Origin of the sequence: Bacillus sp. EKM501B, from assembly GCF_011800505.1 — a bacterium.
Classification (GTDB): Bacteria; Bacillota; Bacilli; order Bacillales; family Bacillaceae_G; genus Bacillus_A; species Bacillus_A cereus.
Genome location: NZ_JAALFZ010000018.1, coordinates 9,068 through 30,555, shown reverse-complemented (window position 1 = coordinate 30,555; position 21,488 = coordinate 9,068). Strand labels below are relative to the sequence as shown.

Genomic DNA, 21,488 nt, shown 5'->3' with positions numbered 1-21,488 from the left:
AATGGGAGACGTTATTGATATATATGGTTTATCACCTTTGCAAAAAGGAATACTGTTTCATACTTTATACGATCAAGATGATGAACATTCTTTTTCCTATATTGTACAAGTAGGTTTCTTGCTCGGGGGGCAATTGGATGTTGATACTTTTGAAAAGGCTTGGGAATATGTTATTAATCGACATGAGGTTTTACGTTCAGTATTTGTATGGGAGGAAGTAGAAAAGCCACTACAAGCGGTTTACCAACGTCTTCCTTTTACTATTCATCAAGAGGATTGGAGCACCTATCCACATGAGGAAAGGGTGAAGAAATTACAACAGTTTTTGAATGTAGATCGTAGAAAAGGATTTTTATTGGATGAAGCACCATTGATGAGAGTCACTGCGATTAAAGAAGCAAAAGAGGAAACGAGAATTATTTGGACACATCATCATATTTTGCTAGATGGATGGAGTGTGTCATTGGTCTTTAGTGAAGTGATGGAAGTTTATCTCAAGATGATAAAGGGAGAATTATTGACTCTTCCTAAATCTCTTCCTTATAAAAAATATATCCAGTGGATAAATAAACAAGATCAAAGTCAAGCAGAGGAATTTTGGAAAGAAGAATTAAAAGGGTTCTATGCACCTACGCCATTAGCAATGGAAAGAAAGGATCAAGGACAAGAGAAGGGCTATGGAGAGTGTGTTTATCAAGTATCTGAGAAACTTACTGAGAAGTTACAAGAGTGGGTACGAAATAGTCGATTAACGTTGAATACGTTAGTACAAGGTGCATGGGCTTATTTGATGAGTAGGTATAGCGGTGACAGTGACGTCGTATTTGGCGTAACTAGCGCTGGACGTCCTACTGATTTAATGGGAGCAGAGAATATGGTGGGGCTATTTATTAACACATTACCTACCAGAATTCGATTAACGGATAATACATCAGTAGTAGATTGGCTTCGTAAAATACAAATGAAAGAAATGGAACGAAGACAGTATGAGTATAATTCGTTGATAGATATTCAAGGCTGGAGTGAGGTTCCGCGAAATAGCTCCTTATTTCATACCTTGTATGTGTTTGAAAATTATCCAATTCAAGGTGAGAGAAATGATGATTTAAGATTACTAGATGTTACAAGCACGGAACAAACAAATTATCCTTTAACACTCATTGTAATGCCCGGTAAGAAAATTACTTTAAAGTTGATGTATGATCGAAGCTATTTTAATGAAGAAACAATAAATCTGATTCAGAATCACTTATTGCAAATATTAATTCAGATGACGAAGAGCCTAGATTCAAAACTATTTGAAATTACTCATTTAACAGAAGAAGAACAGATACAGTTACTAGAGGAATGGAATCATACTCAATTTAATTATTCGGCTGAAGGCATGATTCATACGATGTTTGAGGAGCAAGTTAAAAAAACACCGGAAGCAATCGCGGCTAGTTACGAAAATGAACAAATTACCTATAAAGAGTTGGAGAAGCGTGCAAATCAGCTAGCTCATTATCTACAAAAGCATGGTGTAGGCCCAGAGTCTCTAGTTGGGGTATATATGGAACGTTCATTACAAATGATGATAGCGTTATTAGGTATTCTAAAATCAGGAGCAGCGTATGTTCCACTTGACCCTACTTATCCAGAGAGTCGACTTCGATATATATTAGAGGATGCTGGAATCGAAGTACTAGTGACGGAAGAAAATTCTAAAAATTTGTTTGTATCTGAAAAAATAGAAACGATTTGTATGAATAAAGATTATACTGCAATTGAAAAAGAAGAATCAACCCCATGCATAAGTGGTGTAACAGGAGAAAATTTAGCGTATGTTATGTATACTTCAGGATCTACAGGGAATCCAAAGGGAGTAATGATTGAGCATCATTCAGTAATTAATTATCTAGAATGGATGCAACATAAATATCCGCTTTCTGAAAAGGATGTGGTCTTGCAGAAAACGCCATTCTCATTTGATGTCTCTGTTTGGGAATTGTTTTGGGGCATTCACGTTGGTGCAAGTGTATCTTTCCTACCTCCAGGTGGAGAAAAAGATCCTTCTATTATAGCTGAAGTGATTAAACAACATCAGGTTACTATAGTTCAATTTGTACCTTCGATGTTATCTGTTTTCTTAGACCACTTCAATCATATTGAATTGAACATGAATTGTTCGTCCGTACGCCATGTATTTTCTGGTGGAGAAGAACTAAGTTCAGGGTTGGTTAGACGATTTCAACAGAAATGGAATTATAGTGGACAAGTGAAATTAACCAACTTTTATGGACCAACTGAAGCCACTATTTATGTGAATGCATTTAATATTCAGCCTAATCAAGAATTTGTTTCTATTGGGCAGCCAATACAGAACACGCAATTATATGTATTAGACCAAAATCAACGCTTGCAATCAATAGGAATTGAGGGTGAGTTATATATTGGTGGTGCTGGTTTAGCACGTGGATACTTAAATCGTCCGAATCTTACTGCTGAAAAATTCGTTTCGCATCCATATCGATTTGGGGAACGACTATATCGAACAGGAGATTCAGTAAGATATTTAACTGATGGAAATTTAGAATTTATAGGTAGAATGGACCACCAAGTCAAAATGCGTGGTTTTAGGATTGAATTAGGAGAAATTGAAGCGACTTTAGAAAAATGTTCGTTTATTAAAGAGGCTGTCGTATTAGTTAGAGAAGATCGTCCAGGTGATCAACGATTGGTTGCATATGTAATAAGCGATGGAAATACCGAGGAGTGGAGAGAGTATTTACAAAAACAATTACCGAATCATATGATTCCAGCGCACTTTATAGAGTTAGAACACTTCCCGCTTACTCCAAATGGGAAAATTGACCGAAAGGCCTTGCCAGCACCTGATGAGCAAGCTATTGAAGATTTAAATGTGCTACCTCGGACGCCATCGGAAGAGCTTATTGCCTCGGTTTGGAGTCAAGTATTAGGAACAGAAAATATTGGCATTCAGGATTCCTTCTTTGAACGTGGTGGGCACTCACTACTTGCTACTCAAATTGTCTCTCGATTGCAAGAACTGTTCCAAATTAAAATTCCATTACGTGAACTTTTCAAGCACGATACAGTGGAAGCATTGGCGAAACGAGTGGATCAGTTACGAAAAGAAGATAAAAAACGAGAGGTTGCTCCTCTTGTACCTATGAAACGAGAAGAAGTTATCCCACTTTCCTATGCGCAGAAACGTCTATGGTTTATTGATCAATTAATGCCAAATAGTGCTATGTACAATATCCATGCAGCGTGTCGCTTAACAGGTGAATGGTCAATTGAAGCATTGGAGGTCGGATGGAATCAATTGTTGGAGCGTCATGAATCATTAAGGACGACAATTCTAGAACAAGAGGGTGAACCTTTTCAACAAGTTCAATCTCATGTGTTCAGGCATATTCCTCAAACGAATCTAACAGATCTTTCTTTGGAAGATAGGGAAAGAGAAATGAAACGCCTTATTCAAAACGAGGCGGAGGAACCATTTCATTTTGGACAAGGTCCTCTGATTCGAACACGAATATTGAAAGTGGACAGGGAAGAATGGGTTCTCATTTGTACGATGCATCATATTATTTCAGATGGATGGTCAATGGGAATCTTACTTGAAGAATGGATGGCTTTTTATGAAGGAGCACTAACCGGAAAACCAGTGGAATTGAAGGAGTTATCTATCCAATATGCAGATTTTGTTATGTGGCAGAAGGAATGGCAAAAAGAGGAGAGTTTGAATCAGCATCTTCAATATTGGAAGGAAGAATTATCTGGGGAACTACCGGTTTTACAATTACCGATGGATCGTCCTCGACCTGCAGTTCAAACCCATCGTGGTGCAAGTCAGTCCTTAATAGTGGCGAATTCCTTACAGGAAAAGCTCAAAGATTTAAGTTTGCAAGAAGGATGCACTTTATTTATGACATTGATGGCAGCGTATCAAAGCTTCCTTTCTCGTTATACAGGACAGGACGACATTATAGTTGGAAGCCCCATCGCTAATCGAAATGTGAAAGAGATTGAGGGATTAATAGGATTCTTTGCAAATACGTTAGTTTATCGAGCTGATTTCAGTGGAAATCCGACGTTCCAAGAACTATTGTCGCAGATAAGAAAAAAAGCACTAAAAGCATACGAGTATCAGGACATCCCATTTGAGAAAGTGGTAGAATCCGTAAAACCTGAACGGAATACAAGTCATTCACCAATATTCCAAACTATGTTTACTTTACAGAATACGAAACAAGAGTTTCTTCAGCTATCCGAAAGACAAATGGAACTCATGGAAAGCCATGTTTCTGTTGCCAAATTTGATTTGAGTTTATTTGCTTCTGAGACGGAAGAAGGATTATCACTAACCTTTGAATATAATACTGATTTGTTTAATGATACAACCATTAAACGTATGGTAAATCATTTTGAACATTGGTTAAATCAAATTGCCTCTTATCCAAAATGTTTATTATCAGAATTGAATATGTTATCGAAAGTGGAATATAAGCAACTACTAGAGGAATGGAATGAATCAGCCGTTATAGATATAGAAGATAGTACGATTCATACAATGTTTGAAGAACAAGTGGAAAAAACACCAGAAGCAATTGCAGTAGTGTGCGAAGATGAAGAACTAACATATCGAGAGTTGGACGAACGCTCGAATCAGTTGGCACATTATTTACAAAAAAATGGTGTAACATGCGAAACATTGGTTGGGATTTGCGTTACACGTTCATCCGAGATGATTGTCGGTCTCTTAGGAATTATGAAGGCGGGAGGAGCATATGTCCCAATTGATCCAGCGTATCCGGAAAGTCGACTGCAGTACATTTTAGAAGATGCTCAAATAAAGGTACTGGTGACACAGGAAAAGTTACAACAAAAAATGGTTATACCTACATTCGTTAACGTCATTTGTATTGATCGTAATCGAGCAGAAATAGAACAAGAAGTTACTACGGTATGCACGAGTGAAGTGACGGGTGATAACTTAGCCTATATTATCTATACTTCAGGTTCCACGGGAAATCCAAAGGGAGTAATGATTGAGCACAGGAATACAGTAACAATGATTCATTGGGCGCATCATACGTATTCTCGAAAGGAATTAGCGGGAGTATTAGCTTCAACTTCACTATCTTTTGATTTATCCGTTTTTGAAGTATTTGTTCCCTTAACGATGGGTGGTAAGGTGATTGTCGCTGAAAATGCTCTACATCTAGACAAGTTGTCTACCAAAGGTGTGACTTTGGTTAATACTGTGCCATCGGCAGCAAAGGAACTGGTTCGAGCAAAAACAATTCCTTCTTCAGTAAAGGTAATGAATTTGGCTGGAGAACCGTTACCATATCCGCTTGTTCAAGATTTATACGAGAGAAGTACGATTGAGAAGGTGTTCAACTTATATGGACCGTCTGAAGATACTACGTATTCCACGTATCTGGAATTAGAAAAGGGTGTCATGCATAGGGTACCACCAATTGGTAAACCAATCTTCAATACAGAAGTATATGTATTGAGTGCTGAACAAAAAATGGTTCCAATTGGTGTAGTTGGTGAGTTGTACATTGGTGGATCAGGGTTAGCACGTGGATATTTAAAACGCCCTGACTTAACGAAAAATCGATTTATACCGCATCCGTTTAAAGAAGACGAGCGAGTATACCGGACTGGAGATCTAGTAAGGTATTTGCCGGATGGAAATTTGGAGTATGTTGGACGAATTGATCATCAGGTGAAAATTCGTGGGTTCCGGATTGAACTAGGAGAAATCGAAGCGGTATTACAAAAGCATACATTAGTTAACGAAGCTATTGTGATGGTGCGGGAAGATTATCCTGGCGATCCACGTTTGATTGCCTATGTTGTAGGAGACGGTGATTCTCAAAAGTGGCGTGATTATCTCAAGGACCAACTACCAAATTATATGATTCCATCCTATTTTGTTGGATTAAATGCATTTCCACTCACTCCTAATGGAAAAATTGATAGGAAGGCTTTACCAGCACCAGAGAAGCAGGAGATAGCGAGTTGTTATATTGCTCCTCGTACGTCTACGGAAAAAACAATTGTTTCGATATGGCATGAAGTTTTAGGCATGGAAAACATCGGAATTCAAGATTCGTTTTTTGAAATTGGTGGACATTCATTACTTGCTACGCAAGCTGTTTCCAATCTTAAAGAGGCTTTTGGAATCGAGATACCATTGCATGATTTATTTATGTTTCATACGGTGCAGCAATTGGCAGAACAGATTGATCAATTGCTCGATAACAAAAATCAAGAAATGCAGAATGATAGTAAGGAGAATATAAGCCTTCAAGATTATATTCAAAAAGAAGCAGAAGTGAGTAATGATGAAGAATTACTGGAACTGCTTAAGCAATTAGAAGAGTTATCAGAGGAAGAAGCACAAGGGATATTTGAGAGTAATTTGATTGAGGAAGGGGTAAAAAAATGAGAAGTGATTTACTTGCAAAGCTGAGTTCACTTTCTCCTGAGAAGAGAGCATGGCTTCAGAAGCAAATGCAAAAAAAGGAGAATAAAGAAGCACTCCCGTTGTCTTATGCACAACAACGTTTGTGGTTTATGGACAGATTTAACCCAAACAGTTCTTTATATAATATTCCAACCGTATGGCATCTAAAAGGAAATTGGATACCTGAAGCATTAGAGAAGGGATTCAATCGACTCATTGAACGTCATGAATCATTACGAACTGTTTTTAAAGAAATAGGAGAACAGCCTGTGCAACAAATTGTCGAATTCCTTCCTAGAGCATTACCTGTAAGGGATTACTCTCAACTTCCTCTAGAAGTAAAAGAAAAAGAGGTAGATAGTTTAATTGCGAGAGAAGCGCAAGAACCATTTGATTTAATGAATGGTCCTTTAATTCGTAATCAGCTTGTTCAATTAGAGAAGGATGAATGGTTATTACTGTGTACGATGCATCATATTATTTCTGATGCTTGGTCCATTGGTATATTCATGAATGAATTCCTTGCTTTCTATGAAGAAGAAACGGGCGGAAATCCTGCTAAATTAAGTTCATTATCTATTCAATATGCAGACTTTGCGAAGTGGCAAAAGGGGTGGTTGCAAGGTGATGTGCTAAATCGTCAGCTTACGTATTGGCAGGAAGAATTGTCTGGTGAGCTTCCTATCTTACAACTGCCAGTGGATCGACCTCGACCGGTTAAGCAGACTTACTCTGGGGCTGCGCATCATGTGATTTTTCCTTATAAATTGCTCAGTCAATTGAAGGATATAAGTCGACAAGAAGGATCTACTTTATTTATGACTTTAATGGCCGCATACCAGAGCTTTCTTGCTCGTTATACGGGACAAAAAGATATTCTAGTTGGTAGCCCGATTGCAAATCGGAACCATAAGGGAGTAGAAGGATTAATTGGTTTCTTTGTTAATACGTTGGTTTATCGATCAGATTTGAGTGGCACCCCTACTTTTCGGGAGATTTTGAACCAAACAAAGAAAAAGGCGTTAAAAGCTTACGAATATCAAGATATACCATTTGAAAAAGTGGTAGAAGCTGTGCAACCTGAACGAAGCATGAGTCATTCTCCTATATTTCAGACCATGTTTACGCTACAGAATATAAAACAAGAACGACTAGATTTGCCTGATAGAAGTATTGAAATGGTAGAAAGTAATATGTCTATTGCTAAATTTGATTTGAGCTTAACTGCCTATGAAGTGGAAGAAGGTCTATTCGTCTCATTTGAATACAACACGGATTTATTTGATAGTAGTACCATTGCACGTATGGCAGGACATTTTGAGAACTGGCTAAATGAAATCACGTATCATCCAGATGAATCATATACAAAGCTGTCAATGTTATCGGATACTGAGCAAAAACAACTCCTAGAAGAATGGAATGATACGGACGTAGTTTATGGTCATGATTGTATGATTCATGAGCTATTTGAGCAGCAAGTTGCACGGACACCTGACGCAGTGGCGGTAGTTTATGAGGGTGGAAAGCTAACGTATCAAGAACTAAATGAAAAATCGAATCAATTGGCACATTTTCTACAAAAACGAGGTATCGGACCTGAATCATTGGTTGGTATATGTATTGAACGTTCTCCTGATATGATTATCGGTCTCTTTGGGATTTTGAAGGCAGGTGGGGCTTATGTCCCACTGGACCCAAGTTATCCTGAAAACCGCCTGAGATATATTTTGGAGAATTCACAAATTCAAGTGCTGTTAACAAAAGAGGCACTACAGGACTGGTTACCTAAAGATATTCAAGCAATTTGTTTAGACCGGGATCAAGTGATGATTTCTAAAGAGAGTAATTTAGCTCCGGTAAGTGGAGTAACAGCAAATAACTTGGCCTATATTATATACACTTCGGGTTCGACGGGAAATCCAAAGGGGGTAATGATTGAACATCATTCCGTTATCAACCGCCTACAGTGGATGCAGAAAAAATACCCATTGTCCGAGGAGGATACAATCCTACAAAAGACACCGTTTTCATTTGATGTTTCTGTATGGGAATTATTTTGGTGGTCATTTGTAGGAGCACGTGTTTGTTTACTTCCACCAGGAGGAGAGAAAGATCCTGCGGTGATTGAGGAGTATATTGAACGATATCGCGTGTCCACCATACACTTTGTTCCGTCGATGTTATCTACTTTCTTAGATTATATGGAACTATATAATTCGAAAAGGGATGTATCGTCTTTAATTCAAGTTTTTACTAGTGGAGAAGCGTTAAACACTGAGCATGTTCGCCGGTTTAAGGGGATCTTTTACAATGTTCAGCAAACAAAGTTAATTAACTTGTATGGTCCTACTGAAGCGACTGTGGATGTGACTTATTACGATTGTGATTTAGAAAAAGAAGCAATGATTATTCCGATTGGTCGTCCAATTGATAATACAGAGTTGTATGTGTTAGATCAATATCAACAAGTGGTCCCGATTGGTGTGGCAGGGGAACTTTACCTTGGAGGAGTAGGATTGGCACGTGGCTACTTCAATCGACCGGATTTAACTACTGAACGTTTTATTCCGCATCCTTTTAAGGACGGGGAACGATTATATCGAACGGGTGACTTGGTGAGATATATGAATGATCGTAACTTAGAATATATTGGAAGAATAGATAACCAAGTTAAAATTAGAGGATTCCGAATTGAATTGGGAGAAATTGAAGCAGCTTTACATGATCACTCATCTGTAAAAGAGGCAGTCGTGTTGGTGAAGGAAGAACGACCAGGAGATAAGCAGTTAGTAGCTTATGTAGTGGGTGAAGGGGATGCTGGAGAATGGCGTGAATATCTCAAGAAGCAATTACCACATTATATGGTTCCGGCATACTTTTTCCAAATTGAAGGTATGCCACTCACTCCAAATGGTAAAGTGAATCGGAAAGCATTATTGGAATTAGAAGAACAGTTCATAAGTGAAGATATTACTTCATCACGAACACCAGTGGAGGAGCTCATCGTTTCCGTTTGGAGCCAAGTGTTAGGAATAAAAAATATTAGTGTTCAGGATTCCTTTTTTGAAATCGGTGGTCATTCACTACTAGCTACTCAAGTAGTGTCACGTTTACAGAGAATTTTTCAAATCGAATTACCAGTACGTGAACTATTTGAATATACAACGGTGGAGTCACTGGCAAAGCGATTAGAACAGTTACGTAAAGGAGATAAAAAACGAGAGATTCCGCCACTAATACCAATGAAACGAGGAGAAGCTATTCCACTATCTTATGCCCAACAACGTTTATGGTTTATTGATCAATTTACACCTAATAGTGCCCTTTACAATATGCCAATGGTATGCCGTCTTACAGGGAATTGGCTACTTGAAGCATTGGAAACGGGATGGAATCAACTAATAGAACGTCATGAATCACTGCGGACGGTCTTTCAAGAGGTGAATGGTCAACCCGTACAGCAAATTGAACCGTATGCTTTTCAATCAATTCCGAAAACGGATTTAACTATGCTTTCTTCTGAAGATCAAGAAGAAGAAGTTAAACGTTTAATTCAACAAGAAACAGAAGTACCATTTGATTTAACAGAGGGTCCATTAATCAGGACAAGTATTTTGCACGTGGGAGAGGAAGAATGGATACTCCTTTGTACTCTACATCATATCATTTCAGATGGATGGTCAATGGGAATCCTACTTGAAGAATGGATGGCATTTTATGAGAAAGCAACGGATGGAAAGGTAGCGGAACTTGAACCATTACCGGTTCAATATGCCGACTTTGCTCAGTGGCAAAAAGGATGGTTAAAGGAGGAGGTGCTTGATCAACAACTCCAATATTGGAGGGAAGAATTGTCTGGGGAGCTTCCTGTACTCCAACTTCCTGTGGATCGCCCGCGTCCCGCAATACAAACTCATCACGGGTCGACATACACTATGGTTCTGCCAAGCACGCTACATGATAAATTGAATGAACTTAGTCGAAAAGAAGGGGCTACGCTCTTCATGACGCTTTTAGCTGCATATCAAAGCTTTCTATCTCGTTATACGGGACAAGAAGATATTCTGGTCGGAAGCCCAATTGCGAATCGGAATTATAGAGAAATTGAAGGACTAATTGGTTTCTTCGTTAACACGCTGGTTTATCGAGCTAATTTGAGTGGTAGACCGACATTTCAAGATGTACTGTATCAGGTTCGTCAAAAGGCATTGAAGGCGTATGAATATCAAGATATTCCATTTGAAAAAATTGTAGAAGTTGTGCAACCGGAGCGAAGTACAAGTCATTCGCCAATTTTCCAGACTATGTTCATCTTGCAAAATATGAAACAAGAGTTACCGGTGTTATCTAGTAGAAGTATTGAAATGATAGAAAGCCATAGTCCAATTGCAAAGTTTGATTTAAGTGTAATGGCAGTTGAGACGGAAGAGGGATTACTTTTTACTTTTGAGTACAATAAGGATTTATTCAATGCTACTACTATTGAACGGATGGCAGGACACTTTGAGAAATGGCTACATGAAGTTTCTCATCGCCCACAAAATCCGTTGCATGACCTGAGCATGCTATCAGAAACCGAGCGTACTTTGTTATTAGAAACATGGAATGACACTGTAATGGAAATGTCTCATCAGGGTCTTATTTGCGACAAATTTGAGGAGCAAGTAGCAAGGCGTCCTGATGCGATTGCGATAGTTGATCAAACAAAACAGTGGACTTATGGTGAATTGGATACACAAGCAAATCAGTTGGCAAATGTTTTACAGCGAAAGGGAGTAGCCCCAGAGTCAGTGGTAGGGGTTTATCTTCCGAGATCAGCTGAGCTGATGGTAAGTTTACTAGGCATTTTAAAAGCTGGTGGAGCTTATGTCGTTTTAGATCCGTTGTATCCAAAATCAAGGTTAGAATACATGATTGAAGATGCAGGAATTCAATTTGTAGTGACGGCGGAAGGACAAGACGGACATTTCGCACACGTCGAAATGGTGAGGTTAGAAGAATTAACGGTGGAAAGCGTAATCGCACCTACACGTCAAATAAATCCAGAGAACTTAGCCTATATTGTTTATACCTCTGGTTCTACAGGAAAACCGAAGGGTGTAATGGTTGAATATCGCTCATTAATGAATATGGTTTCTTGGCATCAGGAAGTTTATCATATTTCAGCAGAGGATCGTGCGACTCAGATTGCAGGGGTTGCTTTTGATTCGGCTGTCCAGGAGATCTGGCCGTATCTAACTGCTGGCGCAGCACTCTACTTGTCAACAGAGGAACTGAGAATTAATCCAGAAGCACTAAGGGACTGGCTCATTGATTCACGAATAACAGCTAGCTTTGCACCTACGCCTATTCTGGAAAGGCTCTTGAAATTATCTTGGCCAGATAAAACGGATCTTCGTTTTATCATTACTGGTGGGGATCAATTAACGCAGTACCCATCTAACGATATTCCTTTTGCGGTAATTAATCAGTATGGTCCATCGGAAAATACCGTTGTTACCACAGATTGTTATGTACCTGTAGGAGTGACAACAGGTACGCCATCGATTGGTCGACCGATTGCAAATACAGAAGTTTATGTGTTAGATTCTCATCTTCAGCTAGTACCAATTGGCGTAATTGGAGATCTCTATATTGGAGGGAAGAGTCTTGCACGTGGATATGCTAATCGTCCGGATCTTACAAAGGAAAAATTTATTCCACATCCTTTCAAGTCAGGAGAACGTCTCTATTATACAGGAGACAAAGCAAGTTATCTTTCTGATGGTAATCTCCAGTTCCATGGACGTATAGATGACCAAGTAAAAATTCGTGGTTTCCGGATTGAATTGGGAGAAATAGAAGCTGTTTTGCAGGCACATTCTTCTGTGAAAGAAGCAGTTGTATTGGTACGAGAGGATAATCAAGGTGATAAGAGATTAGTAGCTTATGTAGTTGGTGAAGGAAGTGTCCATGAATGGCGAGAACATCTACAAACACATTTACCAAATTACATGGTTCCAACAAACTTTATTGAGATGGAATTTTTACCACTTACACCGAATGGAAAACTTCATTTGAAGGCATTGCCTATACTTAGTGAACAATCCGCTGAAAATACTGTATACCCAAGAACTCCGCTGGAAGAACTTATCGCTTCAGTGTGGAGTCAAGTGCTAGGAATAGGAGACATTGGTGTTCAGGATTCTTTCTTTGAGCTTGGTGGTCACTCTCTACTTGCTACACAAGTGGTCTCACGCTTACAGGAAGTCTTTCAAATCAAATTGCCAGTACGTGAACTGTTCGAATATTCAACGATCGAGGCATTAGCGAAACGAATGGATCAGTTACGTAAGGGGAATGAAAAACGAGAAATTCCACCATTGGTGCCGATGGAACGTGGAAATAATATTCCACTATCTTATGCCCAACAGCGCTTATGGTTTATTGATCAATTTGCACCTAATAGTGCACTTTATAATATGCCAATGGTATGCCGTCTTACAGGGAATTGGTTACCTGAGGCATTGGAGTTGGGATGGAATCAGTTGATAGAGCGTCATGAATCTTTGCGGACTGTATTTTATGAAGAGGATGGCCATCCTGTGCAGCAGATTCAACCGTACGTTTTCCGTCCGCTTCTGCAAATGGACTTAACTAAGCTTTCATTAGAGGAGCGAGAAAGAAAGTTGGAGCAATGGATTCAAACTGAAGTCGAATCTCCATTTGATTTAGAACAAGGGCCATTATTCCGTGGGAAACTCATAAGAATTTCAGAAGAAGAATGGGTTCTTCTGTGTAATATGCATCATATTATCTCGGATGGGTGGTCGATGGAAATCTTGCTTCAAGAATGGATGGCATTTTATGAGAATGCGATTGGTGAAAAACAAGCAGAGCTGCAACCACTACCAGTTCAATATGCCGATTTTGCTCAGTGGCAAAGAGACTGGTTGAAAGATGAAGTACTATATCAACAGCTTGCATATTGGAAGGAAGAATTATCTGGTGAGTTACCAGTCTTAATGTTGCCAATGGATCGTCCGCGTCCGCCAGTGCAAACCCATCATGGATTAACTCATAATGTTTTGTTGTCACGCTCATTACTGGATAAATTAAACGAACTAAGTCGTCAAGAAGGGGCCACACTTTTCATGACCTTATTGGCATCGTATCAAAGTTTCCTTGCTCGTTATACGGGACAAACGGATATTATTGTTGGTAGCCCAATTGCAAATCGAAATTATCGAGAAATTGAGGGGCTAATTGGTTTCTTTGTCAACACTTTGGTTTATCGAGCTGATTTAAGTAATGCACCGGCATTTCAAGAGTTGTTATCTCAAGTACGGATAAAAGCATTGAAGGCGTATGAGTATCAAGATGTTCCGTTTGAGAAAATTGTAGAGGTTATCCAACCTGAACGAAATACAAGCCATTCTCCGATTTTTCAAACCATGTTTACTTTGCAAAATACGGGACAGAAGCTACCAGAACTACATGGAAGAAATATAGAAGTAATGGAAAGTAATGCTCCGATCGCTAAGTTTGATTTAAGTTTAACTGCTGCAGAAGTGGAAGAGGGTTTATTACTTACTTTTGTTTATAGAACTGATTTATTTGACAGCTTAACTATTGAATCCATGGCTGAACATTTTGGGAACTGGTTGAATGTAATCGTGGAGAATCCTGATAAATCATTAGCTAAGTTGCCTATATTATCAGGATTACAGCAAAAACAGTTGGAGGAGTGGAATAATAATACTGTAGCATATCCACAGGAAAGTACGATTCATCAGCTGTTTGAAGAGCGAGTAAATCGTACACCTGATGCGGTAGCAGTGGTAGATGAAAAACAGCAGTTAACATATCGAGAGCTGAATGAAAAAGCTAATCAATTGGCCCACTATCTTCAGCAATGTGGGATTGGGACTGAATCATTAGTTGGAATTTGCTTTGAGCGTTCAGTTGAGATGATTGTTAGTATTATGGGGATCTGGAAGGCTGGAGCAGCCTATGTTCCATTGGATCCATCATATCCAGAAAGTCGCCTACGATATATTTTGGAGGACACTGGAATTCAAGTATTAGTTACGAACGAGTCATTGGAAGATTGGATACCTAAAGAAATCAAGATAGTTTGTCTAGACAGGGATCAAATAATGATTTCACAAGAAAGCATTCTTTCACCAAAATGTGAAGTAACAGGAGAAGACTTAGCGTATGTTATCTATACTTCAGGATCAACGGGGAATCCAAAGGGTGTCTCGATACAGCATCATTCTGTACTAAACTTGTCGTATGGTTTACAAAAAGAGGTTTTCGAACATGAGATACCATCTAACATGCATGTCGGTTTAAATGCGTCAATTGCCTTTGATGCATCTATCCAGCAATTACAAATGCTGCTTTATGGTTCAAGTTTGTATATTATTCCAAGCGAAGTACGAAGTGATCCGGAGCAGTTTGTAGCTTATATTAGGGAGAACAAGTTAGAAATCTTTGATATAACACCTTCATTGCTTCAATTAATTATAGATGTCGGATTGTTAGAAACGTGCGATGGCGTTCATGTTCCAAGTAAGGTACTGGTTGGTGGTGAAGCAATTATGCCGTCATTATGGGAACAGCTAGTAGAGACTGATAAAATCCAGTTTTATAATGTATATGGTCCTACAGAATGTACGGTTGATGCAACATGCTATCATATCAAGAAAGGTAGTAAGAGAGTAACAATTGGACGTCCATTGCCTAACATCCAAACTTATGTATTAGATAGAAATAGGTTGCCAGTTCCAGTTGGTGTAATGGGGGAACTTTATATCGGAGGAGCAGGTCTAGCAAGGGGGTACTTGAATCGTCCAGAGTTAACATCCGAACGATTTATTTCTCATCCATTCAAAGAAGGCGAGAGGTTATATAGAACAGGTGATCTAGTGAGATATCTTCCTGATGGTAATATAGACTACTTAGGAAGAATGGATAATCAAGTGAAGATTAGAGGATTTCGAATTGAACTTGGAGAGATTGAGTCGACTTTACAAGAGCATGACTTAGTAAAAGAGGCAGTTGTAATGGTTAGGGAAAATCAGTCGGGAGATAAGAGGCTGGTAGCTTATGTAGTGGGCGAAGGCAGTTTAGAAGAATGGCGAGAGTATCTTAAAACAAAACTGCCAATCCATATGATACCTTCCTACTTTGTCGAAATGAAAGAATTACCGCTAACCATAAATGGAAAGATTGATCGGAAATCGTTACCTATACCAGATTATCAAGGAACACAAGAAGGATACGTGGCCCCAAGAAATGAACGTGAACATAAGCTTTCTATCATTTGGGAACGTGTGCTAGGTTCAAAACGTATTGGTATGAATGATAACTTCTTTGAAATTGGTGGAGATTCAATTCTTAGCATTCAGATTGTCTCGCGCGCGAAGCAAGTTGGTTTACAATTGACACCAAAACAAATATTTGAACACCAAACAATTGCTGAGTTGGCGCAAGTAGTCAAAGAAGAACAAGGTGTACAAGCTGAACAGGGAATTATAACTGGAGAGACGATACTTACACCTATTCAGCAAAGGTTTTTTGCACAAAATCATCCTAACCCACATCATTGGAATCAATCCATGTTCTTTAGAACGAAAGAGAAATTGGACATAGGATCACTGGAAAAGGCGGCAGGTAACCTTCTACTTCATCATGATGCTCTGCGTTTAAGATATGAACGTTTACCTAATGGGGTTTGGAAACAGTGGAATGAAGGAATAGAAGAACAATTGATGCTTACTGTCATTTCATTAGACGAAGTGCCGGAAGCTGATTGGCATCAGGTTATTCAAAAAGAGATTAATATTGCACAAGAAAGTTTGAATTTACATGATGGTCCGCTAATGAGAATGGTGTATTTTGATGAAGGTGAGCACGCTGGCCGATTATTTTGGACAATTCATCATTTAGCCGTGGATGGTGTTTCTTGGCGAATTTTATTGGAAGATTTGCAAACAGCATATACGCAAGTAGTCCAAGGGCAGAAAATTCAATTACCTATGAAGAGTACATCTTTTAAAGAATGGTCGGAGAAATTACATCATTACGCTGAAACTGGCCTATCAAAAGAAGTGCTACATTACTGGGAGGAGCAGGCTGAACAAGACGTAGTTAAATTGCCGGTAGATGGTACTATAAGTAATCCAGTAAGCGCAGTAACTGAGGAAATTACTGTGGTGTTAAATGAGAATGAGACCCGTATGTTATTGCAAGAGACTTTAAGCACTCACCGTGTCCAAATCAATGAAGTATTATTAGCAGCATTAGTACAAGCTACGGCAGCATGTACGGGGCAGCCGATATTGAGCGTAGATTTAGAGGGACATGGTCGAGAAGAGATTATTGAAGATGTTGATTTATCGAGAACTGTGGGATGGTTTACAAGTATTTACCCAGTTCATTTAAATATTACTAGTGCTAATACGCCAATTGAAGCATTAAAAGCAGTTAAAGAACAAGTTCGCAAAATTCCTAATAAGGGTGTTGATTATGGGGTGTTGCGTTACATGAACGCAACAATGTGTGAGCAATTAAGCTCCCAATATACACCGTCTATTAGTTTTAACTATCTTGGACAATTTGACCAAATGTTTTCTAGCGATGCAATGTTTATTCCGGAGAACGAATTTAAGCGTTTAGATCATGCTGCCGGTTCCAAGCGATCGCATGTAATTGATGTAATTGGGGTTGTAACGGATGGAAAACTTCAATTCACTTGGGTATACAATGTTGGACAATTTGCCAAATCAACGATTCAAAGTATTGCACAGAATATGCTATATCAACTGAGTACATTGATTCAATTTTCAGATAGAGAATCTGCACTGACCATTTCGGATTTTGCAATGGCTAATCTTAGCCAAGAAGGTTTGACAAATGTACTAAACAAAATGCATCGCGGAAAGAACAATCAGATTACTGATTTATATCCACTATCACCTTTGCAAGAAGGTATGATTTTCCACACATTGCATGACCAAGGGGATGAACATGTTGCACCGTATATAGTGCAATTGAGTTTTATGATTCGAGGAAAAATGAATATTCCTACATTTGAGCAGGCGTGGAAATCTGTAATTCAGCGGCATGAAATTTTTCGTACAGCATTTGTATGGGACGAAATTGAAGAACCTGTACAAGTGGTGTATGAAAATATCCCATTTAAAGTGAATAAAGAAGACTGGCGTACAATGACAAGTGAAGAGATAGAGGAAAAAAGAAAAGTCTTTTTGGCATTAGATCGAAAACAAGCCTTCCAATTTGATGAAGCACCATTGATGCGGGTAACAGTCATTCAAGAAGGTGAGGAAGAATATCGGATTGTTTGGACCCATCACCATATTTTACTGGATGGATGGAGTTTACCATTAGTATTTAATGAATTACTTACAGTCTATCAGAAGAGAATGAATGGAGAAGCTGTGAAGTTACCTAAGTCCTCACCATATAAGAAATATATCCAATGGTTAAGAGAGCAAGATAAGGAGCAGGCGGAACAATTCTGGAGAGAGAAGCTAAAAGGTTTTACTGCGCCAACTTTGCTGGGCTTAGAAAGTAAAGAGGAAGAAAAAGGTTACACAGAGAAGGTTACGTATTTATCAGAAGAGCAGACTCAAGCGTTACAAGGATGGGCGAAACGCAATAAACTTACTTTGAGTACAGTAATTCAAGGTGCATGGGCATATCTCATGAGCCGATATAGTGGAGAAAATGACATTGTTTTTGGTGTAACAAGCTCAGGGCGTTCTACGGAGATTATTGATGTTGAAAACATCGTAGGTCCTTTCATTACAACGTCACCGACGCGAATTCAATTGATGGATGATATAAAATTAATAGATTGGTTGCAGAAGATACAAGAGGAAGAGATAGAAAGAAGACAATATGAGTATGCTTCTTTGACAGAGATTCAGGGGTGGAGTGAAGTTCCTAGAGGAATACCGCTGTTCAATAGTTTATATGTGTTTGAAAATTATCCAGTGAAAGAGGAGTCTTCAGAAAATCTGGAAATTGGTGAATTGGAAGGGGTAGAACAAACCCACTACCCATTAGGGTTAGCTGTAGTTCCAGGAATCCAGTTATCGTTAAAGTTAATGTATGACCGTAGTAAGTTTAATAGAGTAACCATTGAACGAATGCTGGGTCATTTACACAAAGTGTTAATGCAAATGCTCAAAAACATTGATCAAAATCTATCGGAGCTAGTATATATTACGGAAGCTGAACAAAGAAAGCTATTGGAAGAATGGAATAATAATACTATATCCTATCCACGTGAGAATGCAATCCATCAACTATTCGAAGAGCAAGTAAATCGTACGCCTGACGCGTTGGCAGTGGTAGATGAAAAACAGCAACTAACATATCGAGAGCTGAATGAAAGAGCTAACCAATTAGCCCATCATTTACAGAAATGTGGAATTGGGACAGAGTCATTAGTTGGCCTTTGCTTTGAGCGTTCAGTTGAGATGGTTGTTGGTCTCATGGGAATTTGGAAGGCCGGAGCAGCCTATGTTCCATTAGATCCATCGAATCCGGAAAGCCGCCTACAATATATTTTAGAAGACACAGGAATTAAAGTGTTAGTTACAAATGAAGTATTACTAGGCTGGATTCCTAAAGACATTAAGACAGTTTGCCTAGATAGGGACCAAGCAATGCTTTCTCAAGAAAGCAAACTTTCACCAATATGTGAGGTAACAGGGGAAAACTTAGCGTATGTTATCTACACTTCTGGTTCGACAGGGAATCCAAAGGGAGCTTTAGTACAGCACCATTCTGTAATAAACCTATCATATGGTTTACAAAAAGAAGTTTTCTCACATGAGATACCTAGTAATATGCGCGTTGGTTTGAATGCATCAATTGCCTTTGATGTATCTATTCAGCAATTACAAATGCTGCTTTATGGTTCAAGTTTATATATTATTCCAAGTGAAGTTCGCACTAATCCAGAACAATTTGTGTCCTATATTAGGGAGAATAAATTGGAAATGTTTGATATGACACCTTCATTACTTGAATTACTAATAGATGGAGGATTGCTAGAAATAAGTGCTGATGTTCATGTACCAAGCAAGATATTGGTCGGTGGTGAAGCAATCATGCCGTCATTATGGGAACAGCTAGTAGAGACTGAAAAGATTGATTTTTATAACGTATACGGTCCTACAGAATGTACGGTTGATGCAACATGCTATCATATCAAAAAAGATAGTAAGAGAGTAACAATTGGACGTCCGTTGCCAAACGTTCAAACTTATGTATTGGATAAAAATTTGTTACCTGTTCCAGTTGGTGTAACAGGTGAGCTATATATTGGGGGTGCAGGTATAGCGAGAGAATACTTGAATCGCCCAGAATTAACAGCAGAGCGATTCATCTGTCATCCATTTAATGAAGAAGAGCGTTTATATCGTACGGGAGATTTGGTTCGTTATTTACCTGATGGTAATTTAGATTACTTGAGAAGAATTGATAATCAAGTGAAAATTAGGGGCTTTCGTATTGAACTTGAAGAGATTGAAGCGAGTATAGAGAGGCATCCATTGGTAAAAGAAGCAGTAGTTTTGGCAACAGAGGATAAATTAGGAGAGCAGAGATTGGTTGCTTATGTAGTTGGAGATGGTAGTATGCATGAGTGGCGTGAGTATCTCAAGACACAAGTACCAAATTATATGGTTCCCGCACACTTTATTAAGGTAGACGAGATTCCTCTTACAACGAATGGCAAAGTTGATCGAAAGGCATTGAACAATTTAACTATTCATAGAGAAAATAACTTCTCTACACCAATCATTCCAAGGGATGAAATTGAATATCAGTTGATTAAAATCTGGCAGGATGTGTTACAGATAGAAGATGTCTATGTAAATGATGATTTCTTTAATAGAGGAGGACACTCTCTCCTTGTAATTAAATTAGTTTCAAAAATTAGGGAGAAGTTTGGAAAAGAGATTAAGGTTTCAACATTGATTAAGAATCCAACATTGGAAGGAATCGCATGCCTTATTCGTGATAAGCATGATATGACGAAATCAGTAGCAGCGCTAGTTCCACTACAAGAATCAGAAAAAAGCCCTTTCTTCTGTGTTCATCCGTTTATGGGGAATGTATTCTGTTATATTCAACTAGCAAGATTACTTAAGAACCATTGTTCATTTTATGGTTTACAGAATCCTCTTATAGAAAAGGAAGAAATTGATGAATTGACCTTGCCGGAACTAATTCAACTTTACATTGAAGAAATCAAACGTGTTCAGCCAGAAGGCCCATATCGTCTTGGAGGATGGTCTTTAGGCGGTGCAATTGCTTATGAAATCGCAACTGTGCTAAAGAATCAAGGTGAGGAAGTTGAGTTGTTGATACTAATGGATACTAAAGTACCTTCAGAGCAAGATCGTAAAACAAGGGAGGATATGCTCTCATATATATCTGAACATTTCATTCCTAGAGATCTTACTGAGCAGGAAGAAGGGCTCGTTCATAAGCAAGATATGCTTGTGGAGCGATTAATTATGGAAGGAGTACTCCCGCCTGATGCAAATCTTATGAATTTGAAGCAAGTTATCAATGCTCATAGGAAATGCCTGAACTTAATGGCAGAGGATGATTTGATACCATACTTTGGAGAAGTTATCTACTTTAGTGCTGAGGAAGGAAAAGAGTTGTTTACAGATTGGGGACCTTTATTAAAAGGAAGAGTAAATAGGTATTCAGTCCCTGGATCACATGAGGAAATAGTAGACTTCCCCGCAGTTGAAAAGATAGCTAAGTACCTATTAAATGAATTTGAAGGGATAAAAGAAACATCCCTTTCATTAACTGAAAAGTAGAGAGTGCAAAAGATGCAACGCTATGAATGAAAAGGGGAGACCAATAACTGCAAATAAAGTGTAGGCAATAATGAATATATCAAGAGTATTAATTTTTAAGAGGATAATGGAAAATTTACTTGATAGAGACATAGAAA

2 protein-coding genes are annotated in these 21,488 nt (G+C 38.6%); both read left to right on the top strand.

The genetic code is table 11. From position 1 onward, the window contains the following. Position 1: 1 nt before the first annotated feature. Complete coding sequence (locus HFD78_RS23695; RefSeq protein WP_000503040.1) at positions 2–6,472, top strand: non-ribosomal peptide synthetase; 6,471 nt, start codon at positions 2–4, stop codon at positions 6,470–6,472. Then, positions 6,469–21,351 carry a non-ribosomal peptide synthetase gene (locus HFD78_RS23690; RefSeq protein WP_191968118.1) on the top strand — a complete coding sequence of 4,961 codons (14,883 nt, stop codon included), beginning with the start codon at positions 6,469–6,471 and terminating at the stop codon, positions 21,349–21,351. Before HFD78_RS23695 ends, HFD78_RS23690 begins: the two co-directional genes overlap by 4 nt. The last annotated feature ends 137 nt before the right edge of the window (positions 21,352–21,488 follow it).

What these genes read in the sequence shown, in the direction of transcription:
- HFD78_RS23695 (WP_000503040.1), top strand. Translation starts at nt 2, where the DNA reads ATGGGAGACGTTATTGATATATATGGTTTATCACCTTTGCAAAAAGGA.
- HFD78_RS23690 (WP_191968118.1), top strand. Translation starts at nt 6,469, where the DNA reads ATGAGAAGTGATTTACTTGCAAAGCTGAGTTCACTTTCTCCTGAGAAG.